The organism is Sphingopyxis lindanitolerans (assembly GCF_002993885.1).
Taxonomy (GTDB): Bacteria; Pseudomonadota; Alphaproteobacteria; order Sphingomonadales; family Sphingomonadaceae; genus Sphingopyxis; species Sphingopyxis lindanitolerans.
In genome coordinates this window covers 1473260-1490526 of the sequence record NZ_CM009578.1, presented here as the reverse complement: position 1 = coordinate 1490526, position 17267 = coordinate 1473260, and the positions used below count along the sequence as shown (strand labels likewise).

Genomic DNA, 17267 nt, shown 5'->3' with positions numbered 1-17267 from the left:
AGCGACTTCTATCGACCGATTGCGGACGGCTGCTCTCCCCTCCCGCCTGCGGGAGGGGACATCAGCGCCATCCTTCAACGGCCGCTTCCCACCCCATAGCCGCCGCGGCGTTGCTTCGTTCCGCCCGATCCGCCAAAAGGAAGATGTGACCATTTCGCTTCTCGCCGCCGCCAAGGCCGCTGCCGCCCGCCCGGCCGCCGCACCGACCAGCCCGCTCGTCGATCTGCGCCACTATTGGGACACCAGCATCGCCTGGGTGAACAGCCACTGGCTACAGATCGGCATCGCGGTCGGCGTCGGGCTGGTCATCTATATCCTGCTGTCGCTGGCGCGGCGCTTCGCGCTCAAGCTCGCGCAGTCGGCCGATGGCGATATGAGCTTCACCCACATTGCCGGGCGCGTCCTTCACAAGACCAAGTCGACGGTACTCGCGATCGTCGCGATCCGCCTCGTCGCGGGCTATGCCCAGCCGCCCGCGGTGATCATGCAGTTCATCCAGTTCGTCTTCACGGTCGCGGTGGTGATGCAGGTCGCGATCTGGGCGCGCGAAATCGTGCTGGGCCTGATCCAGCGCCGCGCCGCCGAGGGACATAATGAAACCCTCAGCAATGCGATGGGCATCATCCGCCTGCTGATCAGCGTCGCGCTGTTCGCGATCGCCGCGATCGTCATCCTCGACAATATGGGGGTCAACGTCACCGGCCTGGTCGCCGGCCTCGGCATCGGCGGCATCGCGATCGGTTTGGCCGCGCAGGGCATCTTTTCCGACCTCTTCGCTTCGCTCTCGATCATCTTCGACCGGCCGTTCCGGGTCGGCGAGACGATCAAATATGACACCAGCACCGCGACGGTCGAGCGCATCGGCCTGAAAAGCACGCGGCTGCGTTCGGTGAACGGCGAGCTTCTGGTGATCTCCAACACCAATCTCCTCAGCAAGGAGATCACCAATTTCGCGCACCTCCATCGTCGACGCGTGGGCTTCGTCCTCAACATCATCTATCAGACAAGCCCCGACATGCTCCGCGCCCTCCCGGCGCTGCTCGAAGAACAGGTCAAGGCGGCGGGGCATGAATTCATCCGGTCGAGCTTCGTGACCTTCAGCCCGTCGAGCCTCGATTTCGAGCTGGTGTTCGACGTGTTCAGCGAGAATTACGACGAGGTCATCGCGGCGCGAAGCGACGTCGCGATCCGCATCGTCGCGGCGCTCGCCGCCGCGGGCTATGAATTCGCCTATCCGACGCAAACCACCTTCACCGCCGCCCCCGACGGTGCGATGATCATGCCCTATGCCGAGTCTCCAAGGTCCGGGGCGAGCGCCGGAAAGGCGGGCAAGGCGGGCTGACGCTACGGCGCCGTAGCCAAAGCCCTTCGCTCTTGTGCAATGCGGCAAGACCGGCCTAGAACCCGCGCCGAACCACCAATCGAGGGGATGACAAATGACGCCGCAGCAATTGCAGTCAAAGGTCGGTGAACATCTCGGCACGTCCGACTGGGTGCTCGTCGATCAGGAGATGATCAACAAATTCGCCGACGCGACGGGGGACCATCAGTTCATCCATGTCGATGTAGAGAAAGCCAAGCTGACGCCCTTCGGCGGCACGATCGCCCACGGTTTCCTGACGCTGTCGCTGATGCCGATGCTCAACGCCAAGATCGAGGGCCTGAAGATCGCCGACGTCAAGATGGGCGTCAACTATGGCTGCAACAAGGTCCGCTTCCTCTCCCCCGTCCGCTCGGGCAAGCGCGTGCGCAGCCATATCAAGCTGCTCGAACTCGACGAAAAACGCCCGGGCCAGTGGCAACAGACCAACGAAGTGACGGTCGAGATCGAAGGCGAGGAAAAGCCCGCGCTGATCGCCGAATGGATCAGCCAATTCTTCGTCTGAAAACATTCACCCCTCCCCTTCAGGGGAGGGGCAGTGAGACTTGCGAGCTTGCTCGCTAGTCGCAGCGGGGTGGGGCTCGCGGACCTAATACAAGGCTGATGGCCCCCACCCCAACCCCTCCCCTGAAGGGGAGGGGCTTTAGCAAAGAAGGAACACCAACATGCGCGACGCCGTTATCGTTTCCACCGCCCGCACCCCGCTGACCAAGGCCGGGCGCGGCTCGTTCAACAACACCACCTCGCCGACGCTCGGCGCCTATTCGGTCGCCGCCGCGGTCGAGCGCGCCGGGGTCGAGGGCGGCGCCGTCGACGACGTCCTGTTCGGCGCCGCGATGCAGCAGGGTTCGCAGACCTCGAACGTCGCACGGCTGATCGGCCTGCGCGCCGGCCTGCCCGTGACCGTCCCCGGCATGTCGATCGACCGTCAATGCTCGTCGGGCCTGATGACGATCGCGACCGCCGCGAAACAGATCATCGTCGACCGCCAGGACATCGTCGTCGCCGGCGGCGTCGAAAGCATCTCGAAGGTCAGCGGCAGCGGCAAGGTCTTCTTCGAGGCCGACCAGGAACTGCTGGCGATGCACAAGGACATCTACATGCCGATGATCGGCACCGCCGAGGTCGTCGCGAAACGCTACAACATCAGCCGCGAGGCGCAGGACGAATATTCGCTCCGCTCGCAGCAGCGCACCGCCGCCGCGCAGGCCGCGGGCAAGTTCGACGACGAGATCGTCCCGTGCAAGGCGACGATGGCGGTGGTCGACAAGGAGACCAAGGACGTCTCCTTCAAGGAGGTCGTCGCCGACAAGGACGAATGCAACCGCCCCGACACGACGCTCGAAGGGCTCGCCAGCCTCAAGCCGGTGATGGGTGAAGGCCACACGATCACCGCGGGCAACGCCAGCCAGCTTTCGGACGGCTCGTCGGCGTGCGTCGTGATGGAAGCCAGGCTTGCCGAAAAGCGCGGCCTGACTCCGCTCGGCCGCTATGTCGGCATGGCGGTCGCGGGCACCGAGCCCGACGAGATGGGCATCGGCCCGGTTTACGCGATCCCGAAGCTGCTCGAACGCTTCGAACTCAAGATGGACGACATCGGCCTGTGGGAACTCAACGAAGCCTTTGCGGTGCAGGTGCTCTATTGCCGCGACAAGCTCGGCATTCCCGATGAGCTGCTCAACGTCAACGGCGGCTCGATCTCGATCGGCCACCCCTTCGGCATGACCGGCGCGCGCTGCGTCGGCCACGCGCTGATCGAGGGCAAGCGCCGCGGCGTCAAATATGCCGTCATCACCATGTGCATCGGCGGCGGCCAGGGCGCGGCCGGCCTGTTCGAGGTCTTCTAAAAGCCATAGTATCGAGCCGGCCGTCGTGGCCGGCTCGATTCTCCAATAAGGAAAATCCCATGAGCGCCATCGGCATCATCGCCACCCTGCGCGTCCAGCCCGGCAAGGAAGCCGAGTTCGAAGCCGTCTTTGCCGAGCTTGCCCCCGCGGTCCATGCGAACGAGCCCGGCAACAGCTATTACCGCCTGTTCCGCACCGACGAGGCCGGCGTGTACAAGGTTCTCGAATGCTATGCCGACGACGCGGCGGTCGCGGCGCACCGCGCATCGGACCATTTCCGCACCCTCGGCGCAAAGCTCGGCCCATGCCTCGCCGGTGCGCCAGAGATCGAGCGGCTGAGCGCGGTCTGACCGAAGCAAGCCTCGCGGCCGACAGCCGCTTCCGCAAAAGCAAGGATATTGGTTAACGACCGAAAGCGGCGCCCCCTTATCGTCACCCCGAGCTTGACCCGGGGCCCGCCTGTCTTGAAGGAATAGGCGGATCCCGGGTCAGGCCCGGGATGACGAAGGTGGATTATGCAGTGTCACCTCCGCAATCTCCCCCGCCCGGTCGCCCAGCACATAGCGCGGTCCCGCGCCGCGCTGCGCCGCCTTGTCCTCGCGGTTGTAGAGCGCGCATTTCTTCAAGGACAGACAGCCGCAGCCGATACAATTGTCGAGCAGTTCGCGCGTCCGTGTCAGCCCCTCGATCCGCGCATCGATCCGCGCCCGCAATCCGGTGCTGATCCGCGTCCAGTCGGCGGCGTTGGGCGTGCGCTGCGCGGGCAGTCCGGCAAGTTCCGCCGCGATCTCCTCGAGGCTCAGCCCCATCTGCTGCGCAATCAGGATGAACGAGACGCGGCGGATGTCGGCGCGCAGAAAGCGCCGCTGCCCGCCGCCCGAGCGTAGCGCCGCGAGCAATCCCCTGGCTTCGTAGAAACGGATCGCCGACACCGCAACGCCGGTGCGCGCCGCGAGTTCGCCGATCGCGATCAGGTCGGTACGGTGCATCGTCTTTCTCCCGTCATGGCGAGTGGCAAAGCCGCGCGGCAATCTCCAGCTATCGGCGCGGCGCAAGGACGATGGCTGGAGATTGCTCCGCTCCGCTCGCAAGGTCAATTAACCCTTGATCTAAACCTCACTTGAGCTTTCATATTATGTGCGTCAACCCGAATCAGGAGCCATTGCGTGACGCATCCCTTCATCGAGCATGTGAACCTCACCGTCAGCGACCCCGATCGCACCGCCAGCCTTTTGTCGGCGATCTTCGGCTGGCACGAACGCTGGCGCGGGCCGGCACGCGATGGCGGCCGCACGATCCACCTCGGCAGCGACGCCGCCTATGTCGCGCTCTACACCGGCCCCGACGGCGGCCCGGCCCACTACCCAAAGGGCGAACCGCTCAACCATGTCGGGGTGCAGGTCGACGATCTCGATACGATCGAGATGCGGGTGAAGGCCGTCGGCCTCGTCCCCTTCAACCACGCCGATTACGAGCCCGGCCGCCGCTTCTATTTTCTCGATCCCGACGGCATCGAATATGAGGTCGTCAGCTATGGCTGAGGCGGCGGCGCCGCGACCCGCCCGTCGCGAAACTCGAACCCGTCCTCGCGATCGCGCGCGAGCAGCGCCGGGCCGTCGAGATCGACCCAGCGCGCACGCTGCGCGAGGACGAAGGCGGGCGCGATCGCCAGGCTGGTGCACAGCATGCAACCGACCATGATCGACAATCCCGCCGCGTCGGCGGCATCGGCAAGGCGCAGCGCCTCGGTCAGCCCGCCCGCCTTGTCGAGCTTGATGTTCACGCCGTCATAAAAGGGCCCGACGCGCGCGATATCGGCGGCGATGTGGCAGCTTTCGTCGGCGACGAAGGGGATTGGCGCATAGACCCCGTCGAGCAGCGCGTCGGCGCCGACCGGTACCGGCTGCTCGATCATCTCGACCCCCATGTCGGCCAGCGCCTCGGCCTCGCCGAGCAGGTCGACCTGCCCCCAGCTTTCATTGGCGTCGACGATCAGCCGCGCATTCGGCGCGCCCCGGCGCACCCCCGCGACGCGCGGCCGGTCGTCCTCGCCGGTCAGCTTGATCTTGAGCAGGCGATAGCCGTCGGCTTCGGCGGTCGCCGCCGCCTCGGCCATCGCGCCGGGGGTGCCGAGCGAGATGGTGAAGGCGGTGACGCGCGCGGTTGGCGCGCCGTCGCACCCGGCAAGCTGCCAGAGCCGAAGCCCGCGCTGTTTCGCCTCCAAATCCCACAGCGCGCAATCGAGCGCGTTGCGTGCCGCCCCCGGCGCCATGATGTCCTGAATCGCCGCGCGCGCCGCCGCCGCATCCAGCCCGGCAATATGCGAAGCCGCGTGCAATATCCGGTCGCGGCACCCCGCCGCATCCTCGCCCAGATAATAGACCGGCGTCCCCTCGCCCCGCCCGACCGCGCCCCCAAATCCTTCGGCACCCTCGACCTCGGCGACGACGACATCGACATGGCTCTTCGCGCCGCGGCTGATCACGAACTGCCCCGCCACCGGCCAACGCTCGACGCGCACGCTTTTCAGTTGGATGGCCATAGGCAAAGGCTAGTGTAGATCGCCATGACCGGCAAATCCCTTTCGGCCGAATCCCTGACGCCCCGGCATGGAGCGAAACGCTATGGCTGCTTTGGGGTCATAGCGCGCCGGGGCCGTCGATGGTTCCCCGCCCGGCCGGCTCCTGGAATGATCGGGTGCCGGGCAGGCTGGGCCGCGCCGGAACCTGTGCCGGACGCGCCATCAGCGGGCGCCATCCCGCTTCGTTCTCGCGACGGCGGACATAGGTCGACAGCCCCATCTCGAGCGCGAGCATCATGTAGATGAAGGGCTGGAAGGCGATGCCGACGAACAGCGAGCCGACCAGATAGACGATATGGCCGTGCTGGAGCGCGGTCGCGAGCGGGGCGATCCATTGTTCCTCGGCGCGGCGCGTTTTCCGATAGCGCCGCCGCAGCCGTTCGAGTTGCACGATGCCGACGCCGTGGAGCAGCAGCCAGAGCGCGAGGCCGGGATAACCCTGTTCGCCGAGCATCTCGAAATAGCTCGAATGATAGGCGCGCGCCTGATCCTCATAGACGATTGGCCTGTTGCTCTGCGGGGCGTCGGGGTCATAGGCGCCCGCCGCCATTTTCACCCGGACATGATTTTGCAGATAGGCGTTGAATCCGCCGCCGAACGGATGGTCCTTGGCATAGTCCCACGTCCATTGCCACACCGCGACGCGGGTCGAGGCGGACTCGTCGGACTTGTAGCCCTCGATCGTTTCCATGCGCTGGGTGAAGCTTTGCGGCAGCAGCGGAATCGCGGCGAGCGCGAGCAGCCCGGCGCCCGCCATATAGAGCAGGCGGTGCTGGACCGCGCGCAGCGACAGGATCGCCAGCACGACGAGGCAGACGAGCCCGGTGCGCGCCTGCGTCCCGACCGGCAGCAGCATGCAGGCGAAACATAGCGCAAAGCAGAAAAGCGACACGCGCCAGTCGGGCGGAAAGATGGTGCCGTGGCGGCGATACCAGAGGATCAGCGGGATGATCGCAATGCCGACCGTCGACATGATCGACCCTTCGTAAAGCCCGAAATTTTCGTTGAGCAGCAACTGCAACTCGCCATAGCCGCCGCCGCCAGCGGCGGTCTTGAGCCCGCCCGCGATCGCGATCGACGCGGCCGACAGCAGCATGATCAGCGCCAGCGCCTCGATGCGAAGCTTGGTGCGCAAGGTCAGCGGCAGGAAGATCGCCCAGATGAGGGCTTTCCAGACCCAACTCCATTTGTCCGCCGCCTCGACCGGGAAATCGGCGCCCACCGTCGTCATCCAGCAATAGAGAAGCAGCAGGACAAGCAGGGATTGGCGCCCCGACCATCGCGTGTCGCGCTTGTCGTCGAAGACGAGCCAGCCGACCATCGCGAGCCCAAAGACGATCAGCGAGATCGGGATCGAGTTGATCAGGAAATAGCTGAGGCGCTGCGGCGCGACGATGTCGATGTAGCAAAAGCAGAGGATGAACAGGAACGGCTTCCGGAATCCGAGTCCGATGAAGGCGAACAGAAAGGCGACGAAGGCCATGTCACGCATCGGACGGGACATCCTTTGCCGCCGCAACCTCGGCATCGCGGCGTTGCTGCCACAGCTTGCGCGGGCTCACCTCCTGATCGAGGTCGTCGCGATGGAGCAGCCGCCACAGCGCGATCGCCATCAGAACGTGAGTCAAGCCAATGGAAAGATTGTCGATCATCTGGAATATCGCTTAGGCTATTGGGGTTGACGCCGCGTTAAGGCTTCTCTGTCAAAGCACCGACCCGATGACCCGCATTCTTCACGTCCTGGACCATAGCCTGCCCGCGCACAGCGGCTACACTTTTCGCACGCGGGCGCTGATGAAGGCGCAGGTCGCGAAGGGTTGGGCGGTCGCGGGGGTCACCGGCGTGCGCCATCCCGACCCCGGACCCGCGGTCGAGACCGTCGACGGGCTGACCTTTCATCGCACTCCGCCGCTTGCCCCGGCGCGCTCGCCGATCCGCGAATGGCGCGAGATTGCGGCGCTCGCGGCGCGCACCGAGGCGCTCGCAAGAGAGTGGAAGCCCGACCTGCTCCACGCGCATTCGCCGGTGCTGGACGGGCTCGCGGCGCTGCGCGCGGGCAAGCGGCTCGGCATCCCGGTCCTTTATGAAATCCGCGCTTTCTGGGAGGATGCGGCGGTCGGCAACGGCACTGGGCGCGAGGGCAGCGCGCGCTATTGGCTGACGCGGCGGCTCGAAACCCATGCCGTCCGATCGGCCGATGCGGTCGCGGTGATCTGCGAGGGGCTGCGCGGCGACCTGATCGCGCGCGGCATCGATCCGGCGAAGATCATCGTGTCGCCCAATGGCGTCGACCTCGACCTGTTCGGTCGTCCGCTGCCGCGCGAGGACGCGCTGGCGGCGGAGCTTGGCATCGCCGCGAGCGACGCGGTGATCGGTTTCATCGGCAGCTTTTATGATTATGAGGGGATCGACGACCTGATCGCCGCGATGCCGGCGCTTGTCGCGGCGCAGCCGGGCGCGCGGCTCCTTCTCGTCGGCGGCGGCCCGATGGAAGCCGCGCTGAAGCGCCAGGCGGCGGCCTCGCCGGTGGCCGACCGGATCCATTTCGTCGGCCGCGTCGCGCACGAAGCGGTCGAGCTTTATTATTCGCTGATCGACATCCTCGCCTATCCGCGCAAGAAGATGCGGCTCACCGACCTCGTCACGCCGCTGAAACCGCTGGAGGCGATGGCGCAGGGCAAGCTGGTCGCCGCATCGGACGTCGGCGGCCACCGCGAACTGATCGACGATGGGGTGACCGGAACCTTGTTCGCGCCCGACGACCCGGCGGCGATCGCCGCGGCCTTATCGGGATTGCTCGAACGGCGCGGCATGTGGGACGAAAGGCGGCGGACGGCGCGTATCTTTGTCGAGACGCATCGTAACTGGTCGTCAAACATTTTGCGTTACGAGCCGGTTTACCAACGCCTGCTCCGTGCCGCCGCATGACAAGATTCGGGAACGATATGGACGACGAGAACGAAGCGCCGAAAGCCAGCCGGACCATCGCGGTGCTGCGCGCGCTGGGGCCTGCCGTGCCCGCGGTCATCGGCGCCGCGGCGCTGACCTTCCTGTTCGCCGCGGTGATCCCGATGGCGTGGGTCGCCGGGATCAGCTGGAATCTCTATCTCGACCGCCTGTCCGATGTCTTCGTACCGCCGGTCGGCAATGCCGCCCGGCTCGCGCTGGCGTTCGGCATGGCCGCCGTCGCCGCCTTGATCGCGGGATTCATCGCGCTGCTCATCGCCGAGCCCGAGCAATCGGGGCTTGCCGCGCTCGGGCGCCTGATGCGGCGGAACAAGGTCGTCGATGACGATGAGGATGGCGAGGCGCCGGTTCGCCGCCGCCGCGCCGACTTGCATCCCGACGATCCGCCGCGCCCGCCAATCCGCGCGGGGCGCGACCTTCCCGCGCTGGGATTGGGCCCGATCGCCGCGCCTGGCGTGGCCGTCCCGTCCGAACCGATCGGAGTGTTCGAGGAGGACGAGTTGATTCTCGCCGACCTTGCGCCGGTCGAGGCCGATGAGCCCGGCGCCGAACCGTGGCTGCAACCGGCCGACCGCGCCGGTCCCGTCCTGCCCGACCCCGCCGGCCATTCGCTCGGCGCGATGGTCGCGCGCTTCGAGGCGGGGCTCGCGCGCCGCCGCCCCGAATCGGCCGCGGCGCCGGCCATACCGGTGCCCGCCGTCGCGCCCGAAGGCGAAGGCGAGGGTGAAGGCGAAATCGACTTCGCGCTCGAGGCGGCGCTCAGCACGCTCCAGCGGATGAACCGCCAGGCGGGCTGACCCTAATCCTCGACGGTCAAAATTTCGATCGTAAAGCCCGCGCCATCGCCCGGCTCGATCGCGACATCGGCGACGATATGGCCGGGCAGCCGCCATTCGGTCGCGATCAGCCTTTCCTGAAGCGCTTTTGCCGCTTCGTTTCCCGCGCAGGCGAACAGGTGACGCGCGCCGACGAAATTGGCGCTGGCCCATGGGCGCAGCGTCGACGCGCCGATCGCGATGCCGCCGCCCAGTTCGGCGGCGAGCAATCGGGTCAGGCGGCGATGCGGGCAACCGGGCCGGGCCGGGGTGGCGGGGGACCAGCGGATCATCGGCGCTCTCCCGCATGGCGGCGGTCGCCGCACGGCGCGACGCGCCCCGCATGGCGATCGACACGCCATTTGTTCATGAAATGTTCCACTTGGCAGATCAGCCGACGACCCGGCTCGCGTCCGCCGCGCAGATCGCTCACCAGCCGCGGGTCGTGCGCCGCGGCGCGGCCGAAGACGCTTGGCGGCATATGCGATTCCCGCAGGAAACTCTCGATCCGTTGCAGCAGGCTGCGCTCCATTCCATCCTCCTTTGCCCCCGATATCGGACGACTCGTCCAATAGGATATTTCCTATTTGATAGGTGATTTCCTACTTGTCTAGGAAAATTCCTATCGCTATGGAGGAAATAGGAAGGACCACTCGCTTGACCATATTCGATCTCGATCCGCGCGCGGCGCTCGACCGGCTCCTGACCGAAAGGGGCGTCGACTATGCCCAGCTTTCGGCGCGCATCGGGCGCAACCCCGCCTATATCCAGCAATATATCAAGCGCGGCACGCCGCGGCGGCTGGCGGAGGAGGATCGCGCGCGCATCGCCGCCTATCTCGGCGTGTCCGAAGCGCTGCTCGGCGGGCCCGAGCCGCGCGTCGCCGCGTCGGCGCGGCCGCGCGGGGGCGACATGGTGCTGGTGCCCAAGCTGGCGATCGGCGCATCGGCGGGGGCGGGCGCCAGCATCGACGGCGAACCCGTCGAAGGGCGGGTCGCCTTCGATCCCAAATGGCTGCGCGACCTGGGTGCCGATCCGCGCGCGCTCAGCATCATCCGCGTCGAGGGCGATTCGATGGCGCCGACACTGAGCGACGGCGACGATATCATGGTCGATGGCGGCGACGCCGCGGCGCGGCTGCGCGACGGCATCTATGTCCTGCGCATGGACGATGCGCTGATGGTGAAGCGCGTGTCGCGCGCCCCAGGACAGGGGCGGATTTCGGTGATCAGCGACAATCCGCAATATCGAAGCTGGGACGATCTGCCGATGGCGGCGGTGCGGCTGGTCGGCCGCGTTGTCTGGACCGGGCGAAGGGTGCGGTGAGGATCAGGCCCGGACGCGATGTGCCGCCCCCTGTTCCCCCGCGAAGGCGGGGGTCCATCTCCTACGCTATCGTTCTCACGCGCCACGGGCTGCAATCGATAAGATGGGAGATGGACCCCCGCCTACGCGGGGGAGCACAGGGTTGGGGGCGGTTAGATCCGCTCGGCCATCACCGCTTCGATCTCGTGATCGAGCACTTCGGCGCGCTGGCATTGATCTTCCTGGCCGCTGCGGCATTTCTCGGCCGCCTTGTCGCGCTGGCGCGACAGCTTGCCCAGCCGCTCCTCGCGCGCGCGCATCGCGCGGCCGCGGTTGCGGTCGGATTCGTCCTGGCTCGTCGTCGACCAGTCGGCGACTTGCCCGACGGCCTTGACCGGCGCGGTGACGACCGATTTGACGGCGCCCACGCAGCCCGCGAGCATGGGGGCGGCCAGCGCCGCGATGATCAGGGCCCGCATCGTCTTTCTCCTCACCGGTGCTGCCTTGTCGCATAGGCGCGTCCGGCTGAACAGGATATTGCGACGGAAGGAGAGAGTGATCGGGGGAGCCCCATTCCTTCCTGAATCCCGCCACGGGACATATGGTTTACAAAGACTTGCCGCTCCTTTCGGCTGTGCTAGGGTTCGCTCGCGCCGGCGGCGTCATGACCATCGGCGGGAGGAGGTCATATGACGAACATCCAAAAGGGTCTGGCCGAGTTTATCGGCACATTCTGGCTTGTCTTCGGCGGCTGCGGCGCCGCGGTTCTGGCCGCGGGCTTTCCCGACCTGGGCATCGGTTTTCTCGGCGTCGCGCTGGCCTTCGGGCTCACCGTCGTCACCATGGCCTATGCGATCGGCCATATTTCGGGCTGCCACCTTAACCCGGCGGTGACCGTCGGCCTGTGGGCGGGCGGGCGCTTCGCGGCGCGCGATATCCCGCTCTATGTCGTCGCGCAGGTGCTGGGGGCGATCGTCGCGGCGTTCCTGCTCTATTATGTCGCGCAGGGCAGTCCGACCTACGATATCGCGAAGGGGCTGGCGGCGAACGGTTTTGGCGACGGGTCGCCGGGCCATTATGACGTCTGGTCGGCGCTGATCATCGAAATGGTGCTGACCGCATTCTTCGTATGGATCATCATGGGATCAACCGACGGGCGCGCTCCCGCGGGCTTCGCGCCGCTGGCGATCGGCCTGGCGCTGACCCTGATCCACCTGATCGCGATCCCGGTCACCAACACCTCGGTCAATCCGGCGCGCAGCACCGGCCCGGCGCTCGTCGTCGGCGGGCTCGCGCTCCAGCAGCTCTGGCTGTTCTGGCTTGCGCCGCTGGCCGGCGGGCTCGTCGGCGGCTGGCTCTACAAGACGCTGGGCGCCGACAGCTTTCCCAAGCCCAATATCGACGGCGATTGAGGATCGAACCGGCGGAGCGCTGCTCCGCCGGTTCTATTTGAGCAGATCGAGCGCGAAGGCGCGAACCTCGTCGGCGATGTCGGGCCGCTCGAGCGCGACCGCCAGATTGGCCTGGATATAGCCGGCCTTCGATCCGCAGTCGTAGCGCGCGCCGTCGAAGGTCACCGCGTGAAACGGCTGGTGGCCGATCATCGCCGCCATCGCGTCGGTCAGTTGAACCTCGCCGCCCGCGCCCTTTTCCTGATGTTCGAGCACGCGCATCACCTCGGGCTGGAGGATGTAGCGGCCGGAGATGATCAGGTTCGACGGTGCCTTGTCGACTGGCGGCTTTTCGACGAGGCCGGTGACTTCGGTCAGCGCGCCGTCGGCCTTGCCCGGCGCGATCACGCCATAGGCGGATACTTGCGCGCGCGGGACTTCGAGCACCGAGATCAGATTGCCGCCCACTTGGGCATAGGCGTCGACCATCTGCTTCATGCAGCCGGGCGATCCGTGCATGAACTCGTCGGGCAGGAAGATGGCGAAGGGCTCGTCGCCGACGATGGCGCGCGCGCACCAGATGGCATGGCCGAGCCCCATCGGTTCCTGCTGGCGGACATAGGCGCAATTGCCGGGGCCAAGCCGCGTCGGCGCGAGCACCGACAGATCCTTGCCGCGTTCCGACATCGTTTTTTCGAGCTCGAAAGCGATGTCGAAATGATCTTCGATCGCGCTCTTGCCGCGCCCGGTGACGAAGATCATCTGCTCGATCCCCGCCTCGCGCGCTTCGTCGACGGCATATTGGATCAGCGGCCGGTCGACGACGGGCAGCATTTCCTTGGGGATCGCCTTGGTCGCGGGAAGAAAGCGGGTGCCGAGGCCGGCGACGGGAAAGACGGCTTTGCGGATCGGTTTCATGCGCGCGGGCTTAGCGGGCTTTTATGAACAGGAAAAGACGCGGGGCTGGTCATTCGGCTGGCGAAACAATCAGCACGACGCGGCGATTGTCCTGCCGTCCCTCGGGCGTGCTGTTGGGCGAAAGCGGGATCGTTTCGCCGCGGCCGATGATCTGGTCGGCGGTAAAGCGCATGCCGTTCGCCTGCAGCGGCGCCGCGACGGTTTGCGCCCGCGCTTCCGACAAGGCCTGGTTATAGGCGCTCTTGCCTGTCGAATCGGTATGGCCCTCGACCCGCGCCGTGGTGATGCCGACCGCGATCAGGTGATGGGCAAGAGTCCCCAGCCGCTCGATCTGGTCGGGCTGCAGGCCGCTTTCGTTCGATGGGAAGAGCAGCCGCTCGTTGATGGTGAGCGTCCAGTCCTCGCCGGTTTCGACGAAACCTTCGGCCTGAAGCGCGGCAATCTGTTCGGGGCTGAACCCCTGCGGCGGTGGCAGGCTCTGGCAGGCTGCGAGCAGCGCCAGGACCGGGATCAGGAAAAGCTGCCGGAGGGAAAGGGGCAGGGGGTGGGTCACATTATCTCTCCGCTTCAATTCGGACGCTTGACGAGCTTGTCGGCATACATGGCGGCATCGGCGGCGGTCAGCAGGGTCCGCGCATCGGTGCCGTCGTCGGGATAGACCGCCGCGCCGACGCTGATGCCCAGCCGGTAATGCTGGCCGCCGGGCAGCGCGATCGGCTGCGAGACGCCGGTGCGGATGCGGTCGGCAAGGTCGCCGGGGTCGATCGCGCCGTCGAGCGGATCGATGATGACGATGAATTCGTCGCCGCCGATCCGCGCCGCGAAATCCTCGTTGCGCAGCGTGTCCTTGATCCGTTCCGACAGCGCGACAAGCACCGCGTCGCCTGCCGCGTGGCCATGATTGTCGTTCGCCGCCTTGAAATTATCGGCATCGATGAACAGCAAAGCGAAACGTCGGCCCTTTGCCTGCGCGGCCTGGATTCGCTGCCGCAACTGCTCGTCGAACGCGGCGCGATTGGGCATGGCGGTCAGCATGTCGTGCGAGGCGCGGTGGGCGAGCACCGCCTTTTCGCTTTCCATCGTGCCCTGCCAGCCCTGCAATTCGTCGAGCAGCGCGTTGATGTCGCCGCCCAGCCGGTCGAGTTCGACGATCCCCAGCGACTGGACGCGCTTGTCGAAGCGGCGGTGGAGGCGGACGTCGTGCGCGACGGTGGCGATCTCACCCAGCGGCTTCACCAACTCATATTCGAAACGGCGCGCGAGGATGATCGTGCCCAGGGCGGTGACGAGCAGGCAGCCGAGACCGGCGAGCGCGCCGATGCGGACATAGTCGATCAGCGTCGAACTGTCGCCCCACACCTCGATGCGCCCGATCACCGATCCGTTGCGCTGCACCGTCGCCGCGAAGGGGCGCGGAAAAAAGAGCCGGGTCAGAAATGGCGCCGGGTCGCCCTTAGGCGAGGCCCATTGGTAGAGCGGGCGCCCGCGATCGTCGACGAGCCGCAGTCGCGCGATGCCGGGAAGGCGCATCAGCGGCTCGAGCCCCTCGCGCGCCGCCTGCGGATCGTTGAACACCAGCGCGGGTTCGGCGCCATAGGCACCGAGCCGGGCCGCGAGTTCGATATTATGGTCGGCATAGCTGCGCAGCGTGGTGATCCCGGCGAGCAGGATCGTCAGCCCCGATAGCGCGACGGCGAAAAGCGTTATGCCGAAATGAAAGCGCGACAGCAGCTTTTGCAGCGTCGTCTTTTGCCGCGCCGTCCGGGCGCCTTCGCGGTCGGTCGGGCGGTCGGTCATCGCGCCTCTCCATCGTCGCTGCCGATTTTCAGCACGCGCGGATCGATGCGCAGCGGGCCGCGGCCGATGGCGTCGAGATTGACCGAAAAGCTGATCTTCCTCGGGCCGCTGCTCAGGCAGAACATGGCGCCAAAGCTGCAATCCGGATCGTCGTCGGTGATCGTCAGGACCGGGCGACCGCGCACCCAGGCGATCAGGCGCTGGCGGTCGGCGACGGGCATGCGGCCAAGGAAGATGATGTCGCAGTCGCCGCCGGTCGCCCCCGCCGCTGTGGCGCGGCGCACCGCGACCGTCCGTCCGCCCGGAAGCACCGGCCCGATCCGGTCGGTGAGGCGCGGCGCGCCGACGAGGCACAGGCCATGCGGCGCGGCGGGCGACGAAGCCGGCCAGCGCGCGTAGCTGATGATCCCGCCGATTATGCGATTAACGCCGTTGGTGATGCCTTCGGCGCTATTTTCGACGATCGTCTGGCTGGCGGCCTGAACAGCCATCTGCGGCGCCGTGAGCGACGATCCGATCAGAAGAAGCGAAACCAGCACCGTGCAGCGATCCCCAAAGGCGGTGGGGCTCATCCTGCCCCGGCGCGGGGGTGTCCGCTAGCCTAAAGTGCCGCAAAGTCAAGGAAACGTGACGTCATGCGGCCATCATGCAACAGTCGCCGAATCCTCCGCTCCGTCAGCTCGTGCGCAGCCGATCGGCAAAACCCTTGCGCAATTTGGCGAGCTTTGGGGGGATGGACGCCATGCAATAGGGATTGCGCTGGCCTTCACCCTCCCAATAGGCCTGGTGATAATCCTCGGCGGGATACCAGGCCGATGCGGGCTCGATCGTCGTGACGATCGGGGCAGGCCGATCGGCGCCCGCGCGCGCGATGCCGTCGTGCGCGGCGGCCTCCTGCTGCTCGTCGAGCGGAAAGATCGCGCTGCGATATTGGGTGCCGATATCATTGCCCTGGCGATTGAGCTGCGTCGGGTCGTGCGTGGCGAAAAACACGTCGAGCAGGTCGCCATAGGAAATCACCGCGGGATCATAGCTGATCCGGATCGCCTCGGCATGGCCGGTGTCGCCGCCGCATACCTGCTTGTAGGTCGGGTTGACGAGGGTGCCGCCGATATAGCCGCTTTCGACGCCGTCGACGCCGTCGAGCGACTGGAACACGGCCTCGGTGCACCAGAAGCAGCCGCCGGCCAGGATTGCGCTGTCACGGGTCATGGCATGTCCTTTGTTGGGGAAGGGGATGCGGTGTAGATAGGGCGGCGGCGGCGCTATTCCAAGGGTGGCGGGTCGGCGATCAGCGGCGGTTCGAGCGGTCGTCCGGCGGCGCGCGCGGCGTCGATCGCGCGCACTTCGGTGGCGATCGACGCGACCCGGTCGCGCCAGCGTGGATGGGTGCCGGCCTGGAACAACGGGCGCCCCTCGCGCTGGCCGAAGCGGGTCCAGAAGCGGATCGCCGCATGCGGGTCATAGCCCGCGCCCGCGAGCAGCCAGGCCGACAGCCGGTCGGCCTCGATCTCGGTCTGCTTGAACAGCCGCGCGTTGCGGCCGAATTGCTTGCCGAGCCCGCGATCGACCCCCGCGGCATCGAGCCGCGCGCGGTGGTGAAGGATATTGTGCGCCAGCTCGTGCGCGACCGCGGCGGCGAGTTCGTCGTCGCTGGCGGCGAAGCGGACGAGACCGCCGCTGACCACGACCAGCCGGCCATCGGCGGCACCCTCGGGACGGTCGCGCGCATCGACGCGAAAATCGCTCGCGCAGCCGGGGACGGGGGTGATCGCGACGGCCGGTCCCGCCGCGCCCGAAATCTTTGCGGCGGCGCGCGGTGGCAGCGCCGCGAACCGAGCTTCGACCGCGGCGATGCGCGCGAAGGGGTCGGCGTCTTCGCTGGCGGGAACGGCGGTGCCGTCGATCGTCAGCACCGGCGCCCCGACGTGCAGGCCGGCGCGGTCGGCGGGCGATCCCGGCGCGATCGCCGCGATGAAGGGCGCGTCGATATCGGCGGCGTGATAGGCGGCGAGGGCCTCGGCACGCCGCGCGCCGTCATAGAGGCGGGGGTCGCCCCAGATCCAGCCGAACTGCGGCTGCACCGCCGGGCACCAGGCGGCGTTGGCGGTGGTCAGGCGAAAGCCGATCGCCGCGACGCGCGCTTCGAGCGCCGCGAGTTCGGCATAGGGCGACGGCCCGGCGATCGATGCGATGGCCGCAGGCGGCAAAAGGAAGCCAAGCAGAATCGGGGCGAGGATGAGCAGCGGCCGCATCGCCGTCGCT

Annotated in this window: 22 protein-coding genes; 9 read left to right on the top strand and 13 right to left on the bottom strand. The window is 66.9% G+C overall.

What is annotated here, in order from left to right:
- Positions 1–145 precede the first annotated feature (145 nt).
- The 4 genes from CVO77_RS07170 (at position 146) to CVO77_RS07155 (ending at position 3578) form a co-directional block, all read left to right on the top strand.
- On the top strand, positions 146–1342 hold the full coding sequence (locus CVO77_RS07170; protein ID WP_242446131.1) for a mechanosensitive ion channel family protein: 1197 nt from the start codon (positions 146–148) through the stop codon (positions 1340–1342).
- Between the two features lie 94 nt (positions 1343–1436).
- Positions 1437–1886: a MaoC family dehydratase gene (locus tag CVO77_RS07165; protein WP_105998531.1), complete on the top strand. Its 450-nt coding sequence runs from the start codon at positions 1437–1439 to the stop codon at positions 1884–1886.
- 160 nt (positions 1887–2046) lie between these two features.
- Complete coding sequence (locus CVO77_RS07160) at positions 2047–3228, top strand: acetyl-CoA C-acyltransferase (RefSeq protein WP_105998530.1); 1182 nt, start codon at positions 2047–2049, stop codon at positions 3226–3228.
- Positions 3229–3287: 59 nt separating this feature from the next.
- Positions 3288–3578, top strand: a complete 291-nt coding sequence (locus CVO77_RS07155; protein WP_105998529.1) for a putative quinol monooxygenase — start codon at positions 3288–3290, stop codon at positions 3576–3578.
- Between the two features lie 138 nt (positions 3579–3716).
- On the opposite strand, the gene soxR is transcribed toward CVO77_RS07155, so the two are convergent.
- Entirely contained in the window at positions 3717–4217 is a 501-nt protein-coding gene (gene soxR / locus CVO77_RS07150; RefSeq protein ID WP_105998528.1) for a redox-sensitive transcriptional activator SoxR, read from the bottom strand.
- A gap of 177 nt (positions 4218–4394) precedes the next feature.
- On the opposite strand from soxR, the gene CVO77_RS07145 reads away from it, so the two are divergent.
- Positions 4395–4769: a VOC family protein gene (locus CVO77_RS07145; RefSeq protein ID WP_105998527.1), complete on the top strand. Its 375-nt coding sequence runs from the start codon at positions 4395–4397 to the stop codon at positions 4767–4769.
- Here the strand turns inward: CVO77_RS07145 and CVO77_RS07140 are convergent.
- The 3 genes from CVO77_RS07140 to CVO77_RS21400 form a co-directional block, all read right to left on the bottom strand.
- Positions 4760–5770, bottom strand: coding sequence for a dipeptide epimerase (locus tag CVO77_RS07140; RefSeq protein ID WP_105998526.1), 1011 nt, complete (start codon positions 5768–5770; stop codon positions 4760–4762). The genes CVO77_RS07145 and CVO77_RS07140 overlap by 10 nt on opposite strands.
- A 97-nt stretch (positions 5771–5867) precedes the next feature.
- Positions 5868–7301: a putative O-glycosylation ligase, exosortase A system-associated gene (locus CVO77_RS07135; protein ID WP_105998525.1), complete on the bottom strand. Its 1434-nt coding sequence runs from the start codon at positions 7299–7301 to the stop codon at positions 5868–5870.
- Complete coding sequence (locus CVO77_RS21400) at positions 7294–7461, bottom strand: hypothetical protein (protein WP_192878880.1); 168 nt, start codon at positions 7459–7461, stop codon at positions 7294–7296. The genes CVO77_RS07135 and CVO77_RS21400 overlap by 8 nt, the downstream gene beginning before the upstream one ends.
- A gap of 67 nt (positions 7462–7528) precedes the next feature.
- Here CVO77_RS21400 and CVO77_RS07130 point away from each other — a divergent pair, with 67 nt between their 5' ends.
- The gene (locus CVO77_RS07130; RefSeq protein WP_105998524.1) at positions 7529–8737 is read left to right on the top strand and encodes a TIGR04063 family PEP-CTERM/XrtA system glycosyltransferase; all 1209 of its coding nucleotides are present in this window, start codon (positions 7529–7531) and stop codon (positions 8735–8737) included.
- Between the two features lie 17 nt (positions 8738–8754).
- Positions 8755–9573, top strand: coding sequence for a hypothetical protein (locus CVO77_RS07125; RefSeq protein ID WP_105998523.1), 819 nt, complete (start codon positions 8755–8757; stop codon positions 9571–9573).
- 2 nt (positions 9574–9575) lie between these two features.
- Here CVO77_RS07125 and CVO77_RS07120 read toward each other — a convergent pair whose 3' ends face one another.
- Both CVO77_RS07120 and CVO77_RS07115 read right to left on the bottom strand, forming a co-directional pair.
- On the bottom strand, positions 9576–9884 hold the full coding sequence (locus CVO77_RS07120; protein ID WP_242446130.1) for a hypothetical protein: 309 nt from the start codon (positions 9882–9884) through the stop codon (positions 9576–9578).
- Positions 9881–10123, bottom strand: coding sequence for a hypothetical protein (locus CVO77_RS07115; RefSeq protein WP_105998522.1), 243 nt, complete (start codon positions 10121–10123; stop codon positions 9881–9883). The genes CVO77_RS07120 and CVO77_RS07115 overlap by 4 nt, the downstream gene beginning before the upstream one ends.
- A 125-nt stretch (positions 10124–10248) precedes the next feature.
- Here CVO77_RS07115 and CVO77_RS07110 point away from each other — a divergent pair, with 125 nt between their 5' ends.
- Positions 10249–10917 carry a LexA family transcriptional regulator gene (locus CVO77_RS07110; RefSeq protein ID WP_242446129.1) on the top strand — a complete coding sequence of 223 codons (669 nt, stop codon included), beginning with the start codon at positions 10249–10251 and terminating at the stop codon, positions 10915–10917.
- A gap of 152 nt (positions 10918–11069) precedes the next feature.
- Here CVO77_RS07110 and CVO77_RS07105 read toward each other — a convergent pair whose 3' ends face one another.
- Positions 11070–11375 carry a hypothetical protein gene (locus tag CVO77_RS07105; RefSeq protein ID WP_105998520.1) on the bottom strand — a complete coding sequence of 102 codons (306 nt, stop codon included), beginning with the start codon at positions 11373–11375 and terminating at the stop codon, positions 11070–11072.
- Between the two features lie 210 nt (positions 11376–11585).
- Here CVO77_RS07105 and aqpZ point away from each other — a divergent pair, with 210 nt between their 5' ends.
- Positions 11586–12308 carry an aquaporin Z gene (gene aqpZ, locus CVO77_RS07100; protein WP_105998519.1) on the top strand — a complete coding sequence of 241 codons (723 nt, stop codon included), beginning with the start codon at positions 11586–11588 and terminating at the stop codon, positions 12306–12308.
- Between the two features lie 33 nt (positions 12309–12341).
- Here the strand turns inward: aqpZ and galU are convergent, their stop codons facing one another.
- From galU to CVO77_RS07070, 6 genes are all read right to left on the bottom strand, one after another.
- Positions 12342–13205: a UTP--glucose-1-phosphate uridylyltransferase GalU gene (gene galU, locus CVO77_RS07095; RefSeq protein WP_105998518.1), complete on the bottom strand. Its 864-nt coding sequence runs from the start codon at positions 13203–13205 to the stop codon at positions 12342–12344.
- 49 nt (positions 13206–13254) lie between these two features.
- Positions 13255–13758 (bottom strand): outer membrane lipoprotein YfiB, encoded by a 504-nt coding sequence (gene yfiB, locus CVO77_RS07090; protein ID WP_105998517.1) that lies wholly within the window; start codon positions 13756–13758, stop codon positions 13255–13257.
- 14 nt (positions 13759–13772) lie between these two features.
- Entirely contained in the window at positions 13773–15002 is a 1230-nt protein-coding gene (gene dgcN / locus CVO77_RS07085; RefSeq protein WP_105998516.1) for a diguanylate cyclase DgcN/YfiN, read from the bottom strand.
- Positions 14999–15574, bottom strand: coding sequence for a regulatory sequestration protein YfiR (gene yfiR / locus CVO77_RS07080; protein ID WP_242446128.1), 576 nt, complete (start codon positions 15572–15574; stop codon positions 14999–15001). Before yfiR ends, dgcN begins: the two co-directional genes overlap by 4 nt.
- A 103-nt stretch (positions 15575–15677) precedes the next feature.
- Positions 15678–16214: a peptide-methionine (S)-S-oxide reductase MsrA gene (gene msrA / locus CVO77_RS07075; protein ID WP_105998515.1), complete on the bottom strand. Its 537-nt coding sequence runs from the start codon at positions 16212–16214 to the stop codon at positions 15678–15680.
- 53 nt (positions 16215–16267) lie between these two features.
- Complete coding sequence (locus CVO77_RS07070) at positions 16268–17257, bottom strand: M48 family metallopeptidase (RefSeq protein WP_105998514.1); 990 nt, start codon at positions 17255–17257, stop codon at positions 16268–16270.
- Positions 17258–17267: the final 10 nt, after the last annotated feature.

Excerpts from the sequence above, each read along its gene's own strand:
- CVO77_RS07165 (WP_105998531.1), top strand. The coding sequence starts at position 1,437 with ATGACGCCGCAGCAATTGCAGTCAAAGGTCGGTGAACATCTCGGCACG.
- CVO77_RS07160 (WP_105998530.1), top strand. The coding sequence starts at position 2,047 with ATGCGCGACGCCGTTATCGTTTCCACCGCCCGCACCCCGCTGACCAAG.
- CVO77_RS07155 (WP_105998529.1), top strand. The coding sequence starts at position 3,288 with ATGAGCGCCATCGGCATCATCGCCACCCTGCGCGTCCAGCCCGGCAAG.
- soxR (WP_105998528.1), bottom strand. The coding sequence starts at position 4,217 with ATGCACCGTACCGACCTGATCGCGATCGGCGAACTCGCGGCGCGCACC.
- CVO77_RS07140 (WP_105998526.1), bottom strand. The coding sequence starts at position 5,770 with ATGGCCATCCAACTGAAAAGCGTGCGCGTCGAGCGTTGGCCGGTGGCG.
- CVO77_RS07135 (WP_105998525.1), bottom strand. The coding sequence starts at position 7,301 with ATGCGTGACATGGCCTTCGTCGCCTTTCTGTTCGCCTTCATCGGACTC.
- CVO77_RS21400 (WP_192878880.1), bottom strand. The coding sequence starts at position 7,461 with ATGATCGACAATCTTTCCATTGGCTTGACTCACGTTCTGATGGCGATC.
- CVO77_RS07130 (WP_105998524.1), top strand. The coding sequence starts at position 7,529 with ATGACCCGCATTCTTCACGTCCTGGACCATAGCCTGCCCGCGCACAGC.
- CVO77_RS07125 (WP_105998523.1), top strand. The coding sequence starts at position 8,755 with ATGGACGACGAGAACGAAGCGCCGAAAGCCAGCCGGACCATCGCGGTG.
- CVO77_RS07120 (WP_242446130.1), bottom strand. The coding sequence starts at position 9,884 with ATGATCCGCTGGTCCCCCGCCACCCCGGCCCGGCCCGGTTGCCCGCAT.
- CVO77_RS07115 (WP_105998522.1), bottom strand. The coding sequence starts at position 10,123 with ATGGAGCGCAGCCTGCTGCAACGGATCGAGAGTTTCCTGCGGGAATCG.
- CVO77_RS07105 (WP_105998520.1), bottom strand. The coding sequence starts at position 11,375 with ATGCGGGCCCTGATCATCGCGGCGCTGGCCGCCCCCATGCTCGCGGGC.
- aqpZ (WP_105998519.1), top strand. The coding sequence starts at position 11,586 with ATGACGAACATCCAAAAGGGTCTGGCCGAGTTTATCGGCACATTCTGG.
- galU (WP_105998518.1), bottom strand. The coding sequence starts at position 13,205 with ATGAAACCGATCCGCAAAGCCGTCTTTCCCGTCGCCGGCCTCGGCACC.
- dgcN (WP_105998516.1), bottom strand. The coding sequence starts at position 15,002 with ATGACCGACCGCCCGACCGACCGCGAAGGCGCCCGGACGGCGCGGCAA.
- yfiR (WP_242446128.1), bottom strand. The coding sequence starts at position 15,574 with ATGAGCCCCACCGCCTTTGGGGATCGCTGCACGGTGCTGGTTTCGCTT.
- msrA (WP_105998515.1), bottom strand. The coding sequence starts at position 16,214 with ATGACCCGTGACAGCGCAATCCTGGCCGGCGGCTGCTTCTGGTGCACC.
- CVO77_RS07070 (WP_105998514.1), bottom strand. The coding sequence starts at position 17,257 with ATGCGGCCGCTGCTCATCCTCGCCCCGATTCTGCTTGGCTTCCTTTTG.